The 13182-nt window shown below is 73.2% G+C and carries 11 protein-coding genes; 8 read left to right on the top strand and 3 right to left on the bottom strand.

Annotated elements, in window-relative coordinates; all coding sequences use genetic code 11:
• The first annotated feature begins 78 nt into the window (after positions 1-78).
• On the top strand, positions 79-270 hold the full coding sequence (locus O4U47_RS24505; protein ID WP_270680320.1) for a DUF397 domain-containing protein: 192 nt from the start codon (positions 79-81) through the stop codon (positions 268-270).
• Positions 271-320: 50 nt separating this feature from the next.
• Here the strand turns inward: O4U47_RS24505 and O4U47_RS24500 are convergent, their stop codons facing one another.
• Positions 321-1400: a polyprenyl synthetase family protein gene (locus tag O4U47_RS24500; protein ID WP_270680319.1), complete on the bottom strand. Its 1080-nt coding sequence runs from the start codon at positions 1398-1400 to the stop codon at positions 321-323.
• Between the two features lie 93 nt (positions 1401-1493).
• Between O4U47_RS24500 and metF the strand changes: the two genes are divergently transcribed.
• On the top strand, positions 1494-2447 hold the full coding sequence (metF, locus tag O4U47_RS24495) for a methylenetetrahydrofolate reductase [NAD(P)H] (protein WP_270680318.1): 954 nt from the start codon (positions 1494-1496) through the stop codon (positions 2445-2447).
• On the opposite strand, the gene O4U47_RS24490 is transcribed toward metF, so the two are convergent.
• Positions 2365-3033 (bottom strand): GNAT family N-acetyltransferase, encoded by a 669-nt coding sequence (locus O4U47_RS24490; RefSeq protein ID WP_270680317.1) that lies wholly within the window; start codon positions 3031-3033, stop codon positions 2365-2367. The genes metF and O4U47_RS24490 overlap by 83 nt on opposite strands.
• 306 nt (positions 3034-3339) lie before the next feature.
• Positions 3340-3834, bottom strand: a complete 495-nt coding sequence (bldD, locus tag O4U47_RS24485) for a transcriptional regulator BldD (protein ID WP_017622275.1) — start codon at positions 3832-3834, stop codon at positions 3340-3342.
• A 458-nt stretch (positions 3835-4292) separates the two neighbouring features.
• On the opposite strand from bldD, the gene pyrR reads away from it, so the two are divergent.
• From pyrR to O4U47_RS24455, 6 genes are all read left to right on the top strand, one after another.
• Entirely contained in the window at positions 4293-4922 is a 630-nt protein-coding gene (pyrR, locus tag O4U47_RS24480) for a bifunctional pyr operon transcriptional regulator/uracil phosphoribosyltransferase PyrR (protein ID WP_270680316.1), read from the top strand.
• Positions 4922-5848: an aspartate carbamoyltransferase catalytic subunit gene (locus O4U47_RS24475; protein WP_270680315.1), complete on the top strand. Its 927-nt coding sequence runs from the start codon at positions 4922-4924 to the stop codon at positions 5846-5848. The genes pyrR and O4U47_RS24475 overlap by 1 nt, the downstream gene beginning before the upstream one ends.
• Positions 5849-5869: 21 nt before the next feature.
• Positions 5870-7183, top strand: a complete 1314-nt coding sequence (locus O4U47_RS24470; RefSeq protein ID WP_270680314.1) for a dihydroorotase — start codon at positions 5870-5872, stop codon at positions 7181-7183.
• A complete protein-coding gene (gene carA / locus O4U47_RS24465) occupies positions 7180-8364 on the top strand; it encodes a glutamine-hydrolyzing carbamoyl-phosphate synthase small subunit (RefSeq protein WP_270680313.1) in 1185 nt (394 codons plus the stop codon). The genes O4U47_RS24470 and carA overlap by 4 nt, the downstream gene beginning before the upstream one ends.
• A gap of 6 nt (positions 8365-8370) precedes the next feature.
• The gene (gene carB / locus O4U47_RS24460) at positions 8371-11667 is read left to right on the top strand and encodes a carbamoyl-phosphate synthase large subunit (RefSeq protein ID WP_270680312.1); all 3297 of its coding nucleotides are present in this window, start codon (positions 8371-8373) and stop codon (positions 11665-11667) included.
• Between the two features lie 66 nt (positions 11668-11733).
• Complete coding sequence (locus O4U47_RS24455; RefSeq protein ID WP_270680311.1) at positions 11734-12633, top strand: dihydroorotate dehydrogenase electron transfer subunit; 900 nt, start codon at positions 11734-11736, stop codon at positions 12631-12633.
• The last annotated feature ends 549 nt before the right edge of the window (positions 12634-13182 follow it).

The raw sequence follows: 13182 nt of genomic DNA, 5'->3' as shown, positions 1-13182 counted from the left end.
GGGGAGTGGGCGGCGTTCCTGCGTGAGGTGGCCTCCGACCGCTCCTGAGGTGACCATGGATACCCGAGGAGAGTCCGTATGGCGTCCCCCGTACTGGCCTGGCGCAAGAGCAGCTACAGCAACCAGACCGGGGGCCATTGTGTCGAGATGGCAGAACGTCCGGGACGAGTCATGATGCGGGACACGCGGAACCGCGACCTCGGCCACCTGTCGTTCCCCTTAGGGGAGTGGGCGGCGTTCTTGCGTGAGGTGGCCGCCAGCCGCCCTTGAGGCGTGGACCCCCTGGCCTCCCCCGGTGAGGGGGTCCCGTCCGCGACGCCTCAGAACTTCCGGGACGTCGCCGCCACGATCAGGTCGGCCAGGGCCGATCGCGCCTCCGGCTCGATCAGGTCGGACTCCAGCGCCCGTGTCGCCTGCTCCACGTAGTCGTCGATCCGGCGCTCGCACGCCTCCAGGGCGCCGCTCTCCTCGGTGATCGTGCGCATGAGGGAGACCGCTTCGCCGTCCAGGTCCGGGTCGCCCAACCGGGAGCGGAACTCGGCGGCGGCCGCCTCCCCGGCGCGCTCCAGCGTCTCGGCCACCAGCAGCGTGCGCTTGCCCTCGCGCAGGTCGTCGCCTGCGGGCTTGCCGGTCTGCGCCGGGTCGCCGAACACGCCCAGCACGTCGTCGCGGAGCTGGAAGGCCAGCCCCAGCGGCAGCCCGTAGGCCGAGTACACCGGCGCCAGCTCGGGCCCGCGCCCCGCCAGGGCGGCGCCCAGGTGCAGCGGCCGCTCAACGGTGTACTTGGCGGCCTTGTAGTGCATCACCCGCAGTGACGCCTCCACGCTCTCGGCGCCGCGCACCTGCTCCAGCATGTCCAGGTACTGCCCGGCCATCACCTCGGTGCGCATCGCGTCGAACGCCGCCCGGCCCGCCGCCAGCGCCTCCTGCGGCAGCCCGCTGCCCTGGTACATGTCGTCGCACCAGGCCAGGCAGAGGTCCCCGATGAGGATCGCGGCCCCCTGGCCGAACCCCTCCGACGAGCCCGACCAGCCCTGCTCGGCGTGGAGCGCGGCCAGCCGCCGGTGGGCGGCGGGCAGCCCGCGCCGGGTGTCGCTGTTGTCGATCACGTCGTCGTGCACCAGCGCGCACGCCTGCAGCAGCTCCAGGGAGGCGGCGGCGCCGTAGGCCTCCGGGGTGTCCGTGCCCCCGGCGCCGCGCCAGCCCCAGAAGCAGAAGGCCGGGCGCAGCCGCTTGCCGCCGGACAGCATCGCCTCCAGCGCGTCCATGGCCGGCGCCAGCTCGGCGCCGATCTCCAACAGCTCGGTGCGGCGGCGCCCGATGAACTCCGACAGCGCGGCGTCCACGGCGGGGCGCACATAGGAGACCGGGGATGCGGGGGTGGACGGGGTGGAGGTCATGGACGCAGGTTATCGGCCGCCTGACCGGTGACTTGACCGGACCGGGGGTGGTCGGCCCCCCGCGCCCCAGGCCATGGGCTTATGGTGGAGGGCATGTTTGGCTCACCGACAACCAACGGAACCGCGACTGTGCCCACCCCCCGGCCCCGGGACATTCGCGACCTTCTCAACGCCGGCGAACCGACATTCTCCTTCGAGTTCTTCCCGCCGAAGACCGAAGAGGGCCTGAAGAGGCTCTGGACGGTCATCCGCGAGATCGAGGCGCTCGGACCGTCCTTCGTGTCGGTCACCTACGGAGCCGGCGGGGGGACCAGGGACCGCACGGTGGAGATCACCGAGCAGATGGCCACCGACACCACGCTGCTCCCGGTCGCCCACCTGACCGCGGTCGACCACTCGGTACGCGAGCTGCGCCACCTCATCGGGCGCTTCGCCGCCGTCGGTGTGACCAACCTCCTCGCGCTGCGCGGCGACCCGCCCGGCGACCCGCTGGGCGAGTGGGTCAAGCACCCCGACGGCCTGGAGTACGCCGAGGAGCTGGTCCGCCTGATCAAGGAGAGCGGGGACTTCTCCGTGGGTGTCGCGGCGTTCCCCTACAAGCACCCGCGCTCGGAGGACGTCGAGACCGACGTGCGCTACCTGGTGCAGAAGTGCCGCGCCGGCGCCGACTACGCCATCACCCAGATGTTCTTCGACGCCGACGACTACCTGCGGCTGCGCGACCGGGTGGCCGCCAAGGGGTGCGAGACGCCGATCATCCCGGAGATCATGCCGGTGGTGAAGTACGGCACCATCGAGCGCTCCGAGCAGCTCTCCGGCGCCCCCTTCCCGCGCCACCTGGCCGAGGAGTTCGAGAAGGTCAAGGACGACCCGGAGGCCGTGCGCGAGCTGGGCCTGGACCAGGCGCACCGGCTCTGCGAGCGGCTGCTCGACGAGGGCGCGCCGGGCATCCACTTCATCACCTTCAACCAGTCCACCGCCACCCGCGAGATCTACCGGCGGATCGCCGCCGACCGCGCCCCCGCAGTGGCAGGCGCGCGGCCATGACCGCGAAGGGCTGATCCGGGCTGCCGGGAAAGGAGAACTCCGGCAGCACGTCGATGAACCCGCACGAGCCGTAGAGCCGCCGCGCGACGGTGGAACCCGTGCGGGTGGACAGCACGGCGGCGCGCTCCGGGCGCGCCGCCGTGAGGCTTTCCAGGAGGGCGCGGCCGATGCCGCGCCCCTGCATGTCGGGGCGCACGTGGACCTCGGCCACCTCGAAGGTGTCGCGGAACCAGCGCCGCTCGGCGGCCGGGTCGCGCCGCCGCAGCTCCTCGGTGACCACGTCGAACCACCACTGCCCGCGGTGCCCGCGGAAGCCGTAGGCGAACCCGGCCAGGCGGGGCGGCGAGGGGGCGGCGCCGGGGCCGTCCGGGGGACCGGCGGCGGGGTCTCCGGCGGGCTGCAGCGCCAGCACCGCCTTGAAGTGGGGGTGGCGGGCGTGCTGCTCCATGATGGTGCGCCGCCCGGGGAGCTGCTCGGCGGGCGGCTCCATCGCGGCCGTGTAGACCTCCAGCAGCGCCGGCAGCGCGTGGACGAAGGCGGGAGGGGCGGGCTCCCACAGGTCGAGCGGCCCGGTGTCGGTCTCCACAGGGTCAGCCTACGCCCGGCGGGGCGGCCGGGGGCCTTCTTGACCGGGGCGGGCGTGTGCGGTTAACTGGACGTGTTCGCACACCAGTTCGATCGGCGGGGCGGTCCACCGCCTTCGCCGGATCGCGGGGCACCCCCCTGGTGCGCGGATCGGCCGCGGCCGGGCGGGGGGAGGGGAAGCCTCTTGCCCGGCCGCGCTCCCTCCTTCTCGGTGCCCCTGGGGCAGGGGGGCGCCGGTGTCGGAAGCGGCCGGGCGCCGGGTCCGCGCGGGACGGGGCCGCGCGGGGGATTTCGCCTCGACGGCGGTCTAGAAGGCGTCCACGGCGCGCCGTGCCTCGGGGTCCAGGACCCCCCAGTTGATCAGTTCCTCGGTCAGGTCGCTCGGCGAGCGGTCGTAGATGACCGCGAGCGAGCGCAGGTCCTCCTGGCGGATGGAGAGCACCCGGCCGTTGTAGTCGCCGCGCTGGCTCTGGATGGTGGCCACATAGCGTGCCAGCGGGCCGGCCTTCTCCTGCGGGAGCTGCTGCATGCGCTCCAGGTCGATGACGAGCTTGGGCGTGGGGCCCAGCGGGGCGGGTGCGGCGCCGCCCGGCAGCAGCTCGGACATGGGCACGCCGTAGAAGTCCGCCAGCTCGGCGAGCTTCTGCACGGTGACGGCGCGGTCGCCGCGCTCGTAGGAGCCCACCACGACGGCCTTCCAGCGCCCGTGGGACTTCTCCTCCACCCCGTGCAGGGAGAGCCCCTGCTGGGTGCGGATGGCGCGCAGCCGCGCACCAAGGGACTTCGCGTATTCGGATGGCATGTTCTTCGTCGCTCCCCGGCCGTGAGGTGGCTCGTTTCCCGGGCCGTCGCGCACGGTGTGACGCAGCCCAGATTGGTTACGGACAGTGACGGTAAGGCTGTCGGGGCGCCAGGTCAAGCCGTTGGGTGGAAACGCGACTATTCAGTGGCCAAACCGTGCGTAAGTGAGAGGTGTCTCATTCCGGGACCGAACGGGGCGTCCGGTGGGGTTTCGGGACACGGGAAGCCCGCAACGGTAGGAGGTTTCACATTTGACGACCACTTCGGCCGCCCCGGTGCCCCCGTGGTGCGGCCATGGGTGGCCGCCTGTGGTCAAGCCTCCATGGTATGGCGAGGGTCACATTTTCGCCATGTTTGGTGATAGAGCCCGGCGGGCCTGCTTCCGCCGCGCTGATAACGTGAGGCCGATCGACATCCTTTAACGTCCTGCTCAGTGAGGCAGGGAAGGGGGTCACTACTTTGTGTGCCCAAAAAAGCGCGGACGGTGAGCCACCGGCCGGGGATGCACGCCCCGTGCTGGAGGGCCCCGAGATCCAGCGCGCGCTCACCCGCATCGCACACGAGGTCCTCGAACGCACCAAGGGCGCCGAGGACGTCACCCTGCTCGGCATCCCGTCCCGCGGCGCCCCTCTCGCGCACCGCCTGGCCGAGCGCATCGAGCGGGTCGAGTCCCGCACCGTCCCGTGCGGCGCCCTCGACATCACCATGTACCGCGACGACCTCCACCTCGCGCCCGCGCGCGCGTTGGGCCGAACCGAGATCCCGCCCGAGGGGATCGACGGCCGGGTGGTCGTGCTCGTCGACGACGTCCTGTTCTCCGGCCGCACGGTCCGCGCCGCCCTGGACGCCCTCAACGACCTGGGCCGCCCGCGCGCGGTGCAGCTCGCCGTCCTCGTCGACCGCGGCCACCGGGAACTGCCGGTCCGCGCCGACTACGTCGGCAAGAACCTGCCCACCTCCCTGCGCGAGTCGGTGACCGTGCTCCTTGAGGAGACCGACGGCCTCGACGCCGTCCTCATAGGACCCAGGCGGGAGCGCGGCGGCGGCCGCACGGACGAGACCCGCGCCGCGGGCGGGGAGGAGAACTGATGCGCCACCTGCTGTCCGCGGGCGACCTGACCCGGGACGAGGCCGTGCTGGTGCTGGACACCGCGCGCGAGCTCGCCCAGGTCGGCGACCGCTCCGTGAAGAAGCTGCCCACCCTGCGCGGGCGCACCGTGGTCAACCTCTTCTACGAGGACTCCACCCGCACCCGCACCTCCTTCGAGCTGGCCGCCAAGCGCCTGTCCGCCGACGTCATCAACTTCTCGGCCAAGGGCTCCAGCGTCTCCAAGGGCGAGAGCCTCAAGGACACCGCCCTGACCCTGCAGGCCATGGGCGCCGACGGCGTCGTCATCCGCCACTCGGCCTCCGGCGCCGCCCGCCGCCTGTCCAACTGGGTCGACGGGTCGGTGCTCAACGCCGGGGACGGCACCCACGAGCACCCCACCCAGGCCCTGCTGGACGCCTACACCATGCGCGAGCGCATGGGCCGCCTCGACGGCCTGCGCGTGGCCGTGGTCGGCGACGTGCGGCACAGCCGGGTGGCCCGCTCCAACGTGCTGCTGCTCAACACCCTCGGCGCCCAGGTCACCCTGGTCGCCCCGCCCACCCTGGTGCCGGTCACCGCCGGATCCTGGCCATGCGAGGTCGCCTACGACCTCGACGCGGTGCTGCCCAAGACCGACGTGGTGATGATGCTGCGCGTCCAGGCCGAGCGCATGAAGGACGCCTACTTCCCCACCGCGCGCGAGTACAGCCGCCGCTACGGCCTGGACAAGGAGCGCTTCGCGCTGCTCGGCGACGACGCGATCGTCATGCACCCCGGCCCCATGGTGCGCGGCATGGAGATCTCCGCCGAGGTCGCCGACTCCCCGCGCGCCACCGTGACCGAGCAGGTCGCCAACGGGGTCAGCGTGCGCATGGCGGTGCTCTACCTGCTGCTGGGCGGCTCCGAGCCGGCCATTGGGAACTGAACTAAGGGAGAACTCGGGCCGATGGCCAATCAGAACCACGACGGCGGGGCCTACCTGATCCGAGGGGCGCGCCCCCTGGGCGGCGAGCCCGCCGACATCCTGCTGCGCGGCGGCACCGTCGCCGCGATCGGCGCCGGGGCGGCCCAGGCCGCCGACGGCGCCGCCGAGGTCGACGCCGCCGGGCTCATCGCCCTGCCCGGCCTCGTCGACCTCCACACCCACCTGCGCGAGCCCGGCCGCGAGGACGCCGAGACGGTGGCCGGGGGCTGCCGCTCGGCCGCCGCCGGCGGCTACACCGCCGTGCACGCCATGGCCAACACCGACCCCGTCGCCGACACCGCCGGGGTCGTCGAGCAGGTCTGGCGGCTCGGCCGGGACAGCGGCCTGTGCGACGTGCGCCCGGTCGGCGCCGTCACCCGCGGCCTGGCCGGGGAGCGGCTCGCCGAGCTGGGCGCCATGGCCGACTCGGTCGCCGGGGTGCGCGTCTTCTCCGACGACGGCATGTGCGTGTCCGACGCCCTGCTGATGCGCCGCGCCCTGGAGTACGTCAAGGCCTTCGACGGCGTCGTCGCCCAGCACGCCCAGGAGCCCCGCCTCACCGAGGGCGCGCAGATGAACGAGGGCGAGGTCTCCGACCGGCTCGGCCTGGGCGGCTGGCCCGCGGTGGCCGAGGAGGCGATCATCGCCCGCGACTGCCTGCTCGCCCAGCACGTCGGCTCGCGCCTGCACATCTGCCACGTGTCCACCAAGGGATCGGTGGAGATCATCCGCTGGGCCAAGGAGCGCGGGTGCGACGTGACCGCCGAGGCCGCGCCGCACCACCTGCTCCTCACCGACGGCCTGGTGGAGGACTACGACCCGATCTACAAGGTGAACCCGCCGCTGCGCACCGCCGAGGACGTGCGGGCGCTGCGGCAGGGCCTGGCCGACGGCGTGATCGACTGCGTGGCCACCGACCACGCCCCGCACCCCATCGAGGCCAAGGAGACCGAGTGGTCCACCGCCGCGATGGGCATGCTGGGCCTGGAGACCGCGCTCTCGGTGGTCCACCACACCATGGTCGACACCGGGCTGCTCGACTGGTCCGGGGTGGCCGAGCGCATGTCGGCCGCGCCCGCCCGGATCGGGCGCGCCTCCGGGCACGGCCGCCCGCTCGCCGAGGGCGAGCCGGCCAACCTGGCCCTTTACGACCCGGCGGCCGAGCGGGTGGTCGACCCCGCGGCCCTGGAGTCCAAGAGCACCAACACCCCGTACCGGGGCATGACCCTGCCGGGACGTGTCGTGGGCACGTTCCTGCGCGGCGTCCCGACGGTCCTCGATGGGAAGATCCAGTGACAGCAGAAGCAACCGCAGCCCCCGAAGCCGCCCCGGCCGTGCTCGTGCTGGAGGACGGCCGCGTGTTCCGCGGCCGCTCCTTCGGGGCGCGCGGCGAGGCCTACGGGGAGATCGTCTTCAACACCGGCATGACCGGCTACCAGGAGACCCTGACCGACCCGTCCTACCACCGCCAGATCGTCACGATGACGGCGCCGCACATCGGCAACACCGGCGTCAACGACGACGACCCCGAGTCGGGGCGGATCTGGGTGGCCGGGTTCGTGGTCCGCGAGCCCGCGCGGGTGCCCTCCAACTGGCGCGCCCAGCGCACCCTCGACGAGGAGCTCGCCCGGCAGAACGTGGTGGGCATCGCCGTGCCCGGCACCCGCGCGCTCACCCGCCACCTGCGCGACCGCGGCGCCATGCGGGCCGTCATCAGCACCGAGGAGACCGACCCGCGGGTGCTGCTGGAGCGGGTCAAGGCCGCGCCCGAGATGGCCGGGGCCGACCTGAGCGGCGAGGTCTCCACCGACGAGCCCTACACCGTGCACCCGCCCGAGGGCGTCGCCGCCCGCTTCCGGGTCGCCGCCGTCGACCTGGGCATCAAGGCGATGACCCCGCAGCGGCTCGCCGAGCGCGGCTGCGAGGTGCGGGTGCTGCCCGGCACCGCCACCGCCGCCGAGGTGCTGGAGGCCGGGCCGGACGGGGTGTTCTTCAGCAACGGCCCCGGCGACCCCGCCACCGCCGGCGCCAACGTCGCCGTGCTGCGCGAGGTGCTTCAGGCCGGGCGGCCCTTCTTCGGGATCTGCTTCGGCAACCAGCTCCTGGGCCGCGCCCTGGGGCTGGGCACCTACAAGCTGGTCTTCGGCCACCGCGGGGTCAACCAGCCGGTGCAGGACGTGCACACCAAGCGGGTGCACATCACCAGCCACAACCACGGCTTCGCCGTCGACGCGCCCACCGACGGGCCGTTCGACACCCCGCTGGGCCGCGCCGAGGTCAGCCACATCGACCTCAACGACGGCGTCGTCGAGGGGCTGCGCCTGCTCGACCGGCCCGCCTTCAGCGTCCAGTACCACCCCGAGGCCGCGGCCGGGCCGCACGACGCCGCCGAGCTCTTCGACGCCTTCTGCGACCTGATGGACCGCAGCCGGGGCGCCGAGCCCGCGTCCGCCCAGCCCGAGAACGCAGAGAAGTAGGGAACCATGCCCCGCCGCAACGACCTGAACTCCGTCCTGGTGGTCGGCTCCGGTCCCATCGTGATCGGGCAGGCCGCCGAGTTCGACTACTCCGGCAGCCAGGCCTGCCGCGTGCTCAAGGCCGAAGGCCTGCGCGTCATCCTGGTCAACTCCAACCCGGCCACGATCATGACCGACCCGGAGATGGCCGACGCCACCTACGTCGAGCCCATCACCCCGGACATGGTCGAGAAGATCATCGCCAAGGAGCGGCCCGACGCGCTGCTGCCCACCCTGGGCGGCCAGACCGCGCTGAACACCGCCATCGCCCTGCACGAGTCCGGCGTGCTCGACAAGTACGGCGTCGAGCTCATCGGCGCCAACGTCGAGGCCATCCAGTCCGGCGAGGACCGCGAGACCTTCAAGGGGATCGTGGACCGCATCGGCGGCGAGTCCGCCCGCTCGCGGATCTGCCACAGCCTGGACGACTGCCTGGCGGCCGCCGCCGACCTGGGCTACCCGCTGGTGGTGCGCCCCTCCTTCACCATGGGCGGCTCCGGCTCGGGCTTCGCCCACGACGAGGCCGAGCTGCGCCGCATCGCCGGGCAGGGCCTGACGCTCTCGCCCACCACCGAGGTGCTCCTGGAGGAGTCCATCCTCGGCTGGAAGGAGTACGAGCTGGAGCTGATGCGCGACGGCAACGACAACGTGGTCGTCGTCTGCTCCATCGAGAACTTCGACCCGATGGGCGTGCACACCGGCGACTCGGTGACCGTCGCCCCCGCCATGACCCTCACCGACCGCGAGTACCAGCGCATGCGCGACCTGGGCATCGCCATCATCCGCGAGGTCGGGGTGGACACCGGCGGCTGCAACATCCAGTTCGCCGTCGACCCCGCCAGCGGGCGGCTCATCGTCATCGAGATGAACCCGCGGGTCTCCCGCTCCTCGGCGCTGGCCTCCAAGGCCACCGGCTTCCCGATCGCCAAGATCGCCGCCAAGCTGGCCGTGGGCTACACCCTGGACGAGATCCCCAACGACATCACCGCCGAGACCCCGGCCAGCTTCGAGCCCGCCCTGGACTACGTCGTGGTCAAGGTGCCGCGGTTCGCCTTCGAGAAGTTCCCCGGCGCCGACCCCGGCCTGACCACCACCATGAAGTCGGTCGGCGAGGCCATGGCCATCGGCCGCTCCTTCCCCGAGGCGCTGCAGAAGGCCATGCGCTCGGTGGAGAAGAAGGGCGTCGGCCTCACCTGGGAGGGCGAGCCCGGCACCAAGGACGAGCTGCTGCAGTCGGCGGCCACCCCCGGCGAGTACCGGCTGCGCCAGGTGCAGCAGGCGCTGCGCGCCGGGGCGAGCGTCGAGGAGCTGCACCGGGTCACCGGCATCGACCCCTGGTTCCTGGACCAGATGGCGCTGCTGGAGGAGACCGCCCGCACGCTCGCCGCCGCCCCGCAGCTCGACGCCGAGCTGCTGCGCGACGTCAAGCGCCTGGGCTTCTCCGACGCCCAGATCGGCCAGGTCACCGGCAGGACCGAGGAGGTCGTCCGGGAGCTGCGCGGCGCCCTGGACGTCCACCCCGTCTACCTGACCGTGGACACCTGCGCCGCCGAGTTCGCCGCCAAGACGCCCTACCTGTACTCCAGCTACGACGAGGAGACCGAGGTCCCGCAGGGCACCCGCCCCAAGGTGGTCATCCTCGGCTCCGGGCCCAACCGCATCGGCCAGGGCGTGGAGTTCGACTACAGCTGCGTGCACGCCTGCTTCGCGCTGTCCGAGGCGGGCTACGAGACCGTCATGGTCAACTGCAACCCGGAGACGGTCTCCACCGACTACGACACCAGCGACCGGCTCTACTTCGAGCCGCTCACCCTGGAGGACGTCCTGGAGGTGGTCCGCGCCGAGCGGCTCACCGGCGAGGTCGTCGGCGTCGTCGTGCAGCTGGGCGGGCAGACCCCGCTGGGCCTGGCGCGCGCCCTCAAGGAGGCCGGGGTGCCCATCGTCGGCACCAGCCCCGAGGCCATCGACCTGGCCGAGGACCGCGGCGCCTTCGGGGACGTGCTGGCCCGCGCCGGGCTCCCGGCGCCCAAGCACGGCACCGCCACCTCCTTCGACCAGGCCCGCACCGTCGCCGACGAGATCGGCTACCCGGTCATGGTCCGCCCCTCCTACGTGCTGGGCGGGCGCGGCATGGAGATCGTCTACAACGAGGCGATGCTCGCCGACTACATCGAGCGCAACGCCGAGGTCAGCCCGGACTACCCGGTGCTGATCGACCGGTTCCTCGACGACGCCATCGAGATCGACGTGGACGCGATCTACGACGGCCGCGAGCTGTACATGGGCGGCATCATGGAGCACATCGAGGAGGCCGGGATCCACTCCGGCGACTCGGCGTGCGCCCTGCCCGCGGTCACCCTCGGCCACGAGGACTACGAGCGGATCCGCTACTCCACCGAGGCGATCGCCCGCGGCACCGGGGTGCGGGGCCTGCTCAACGTCCAGTACGCGCTCGCCTCCGGGGTGCTGTACGTGCTGGAGGCCAACCCGCGCGCCTCGCGCACGGTGCCGTTCGTCTCCAAGGCCACGGCGGTGCCGCTGGCCAAGGCGGCCGCCCGGGTGATGCTGGGCGCCGACATCGCGCAGCTGCGCGCCGAGGGCCTGCTGCCCGCGGGCGGCGACGGCGGCACCCTGCCCATGGACGCCCCGGTGGCGGTCAAGGAGGCGGTCATGCCGTTCAACCGCTTCATCGACCGCAAGGGCGAGGGCGTGGACACCGTGCTCGGCCCGGAGATGCGCTCCACCGGCGAGGTCATGGGCATGGACGCCGCCTTCGGCGCGGCCTACGCCAAGTCGCAGCTGGCCACCTCGGGCTCGCTGCCCACCCGCGGCAGCGTGTTCGTGTCGGTCGCCAACCGGGACAAGCGCAGCATGGTGTTCCCGGTCAAGCGCCTGGCCGACCTGGGCTTCGAGATCCTGGCGACCGAGGGCACCGCCTGGGTGCTGCGGCGCAACGGGGTCGAGGCCAAGGTGGTGCGAAAGCACAGCGAGGGGCCCGGGCCGGACGGGGAACCCACTATCGTTCAACTCATCCACGACGGCGCGGTGGACCTCATCGTCAACACGCCGTTCGGCGGGGCCGGGCAGTCCGGCCCGCGCCTGGACGGCTACGAGATCCGCACCGCCGCGGTGGTGCGCGGCGTCCCCAGCGTCACCACGGTGCAGGGGCTCGCCGCCGCGGTCCAGGGCATCGAGGCGCTGGCCCGCGGCGACATCGGGGTGCGCTCCCTCCAGGAGCACGCCGAGTCGCTGCGCGGCGCCTGAGGCGACGATCAGGGCGAGCGGCCCGCCGGGGCCGCCCGGCGGGTGAACAGGGCAGGACGGTCAGGTTTGAGCGACTACGGTCCGGTGCAGATCCGGTGCCCGGTGCTGTCGGTGCGCCGGGTGGACGCCTACTACGCGATCACCGTGGTCGCCCCGCAGATCGCCGAGCGCTTCCGGGCCGGGCAGTTCGTCGCCGTCGCGGTCGGCGGGGAGGCCTCGGCCATGCTGCTGCGGCGCCCGTTCGCCGTGCACGACGTCAAGCCCGACTACGGCGGCACCGTGGAGTTCCTGTTCTCGGTGCGCGGGCCGGGCACCTCCTGGCTGTCCGAGCGGCGCTCCCGGGACCTGCTGGACGTGGTCGGCCCGGTCGGGCGGCCCTTCCCGCTGCCCCGCGACCCGGTCAACTGCGCCCTGGTGGGCGGCGGCTCCGGCGGGGCCCCGCTGTTCCCGCTGGCGCACGCGCTGCGGCGGCGCGGCTGCCGGGTGGACTTCGTGCTCGGCGGCGCCTCTGCCGACCGGGTGTTCAGCGCGATCACCGCGCGCCGGGTGGCCGAGACCGCCACCTTCACCACCGACGACGGCTCTTTCGGGGTGCGCGGGCCGGTCACCGCCCCGCTGGGCCGGGTGATCGAGGAGTCCCGCTCGGACGTGGTGTACGCCTGCGGGCCGATGCCGATGCTGCGCGAGACCGGGGCCGTCGCGTCCCGCCACGGCATCCCGCTGCAGGTGGCCGTGGAGGAGACCATGGCCTGCGGCACCGGGCTGTGCATGTCGTGCGTGGTCCCGGTGGTCGGGGAGGACGGCGTCACCCGCATGGTGCGCGCCTGCATCGACGGCCCGGTCTTCCGGGGCGAGCGGGTCCGCTTCGACGACGTGGGCACCATCCCGTTCGACGCCTTGGGCGCGCCCGGCTGGAAGGCCCGCCCTGAACCGGGCGACGGCATGGCCGACCGCGCGGCGGGGTGAGCAGCCCGGCCTACGGCCCGGGGTGCGCGGTCGCCCAGGGGGCCGAGTGGAGGCGACCGGGTGCGTCGGGCCCTGCCGCCCGGACGCGGGAGGCCGTCCCGCCGTCGGTACCGACCCGCGCGGTGCCGGTCCCCGGTCGTGCGGGGCCGGGCCCGTGGCATCGCCGGGGACCGCACGGCGTTCGTGGAGTCTCCGGTGGCCCCGGCCGGTCGTCCGGGCCGAGGTCGGTCCGGGCCCGGGCGGGGACCGCTGCGGCCGCGCCAGTCCGGTCCGACGGAGGCCCTTCGGCTCCGGCGGCGCGTTCGGCGAATTCGGCGGCTTCGGCGGGGACGAATGTCGCCGGTCGGGCCCCGGACGGACGACGGGGCGGTGCACGGGGACCCGGGACCGGGACGGCCGTCGTGACCGCCGCAGGCGAGCGCCCGCCTTCAGCGGAGCGCTTCCGGGCCCGGGACGGCTCCGGCCGTCGTGGGGCGCGCACCGCAGAGCCCGGCACGGCGCCCATCTCTCAACGGCCGAGAGCGGCCACCCACCACCAGGAAGGCGGAA

The sequence above is a fragment of the Nocardiopsis suaedae genome (assembly GCF_027706745.1).
Lineage (GTDB): Bacteria > Actinomycetota > Actinomycetes > Streptosporangiales > Streptosporangiaceae > Nocardiopsis_A > Nocardiopsis_A suaedae.
The sequence above is the reverse complement of the archived record's forward strand: the minus strand, read 5'-3'. Positions and strand labels throughout refer to the sequence as shown.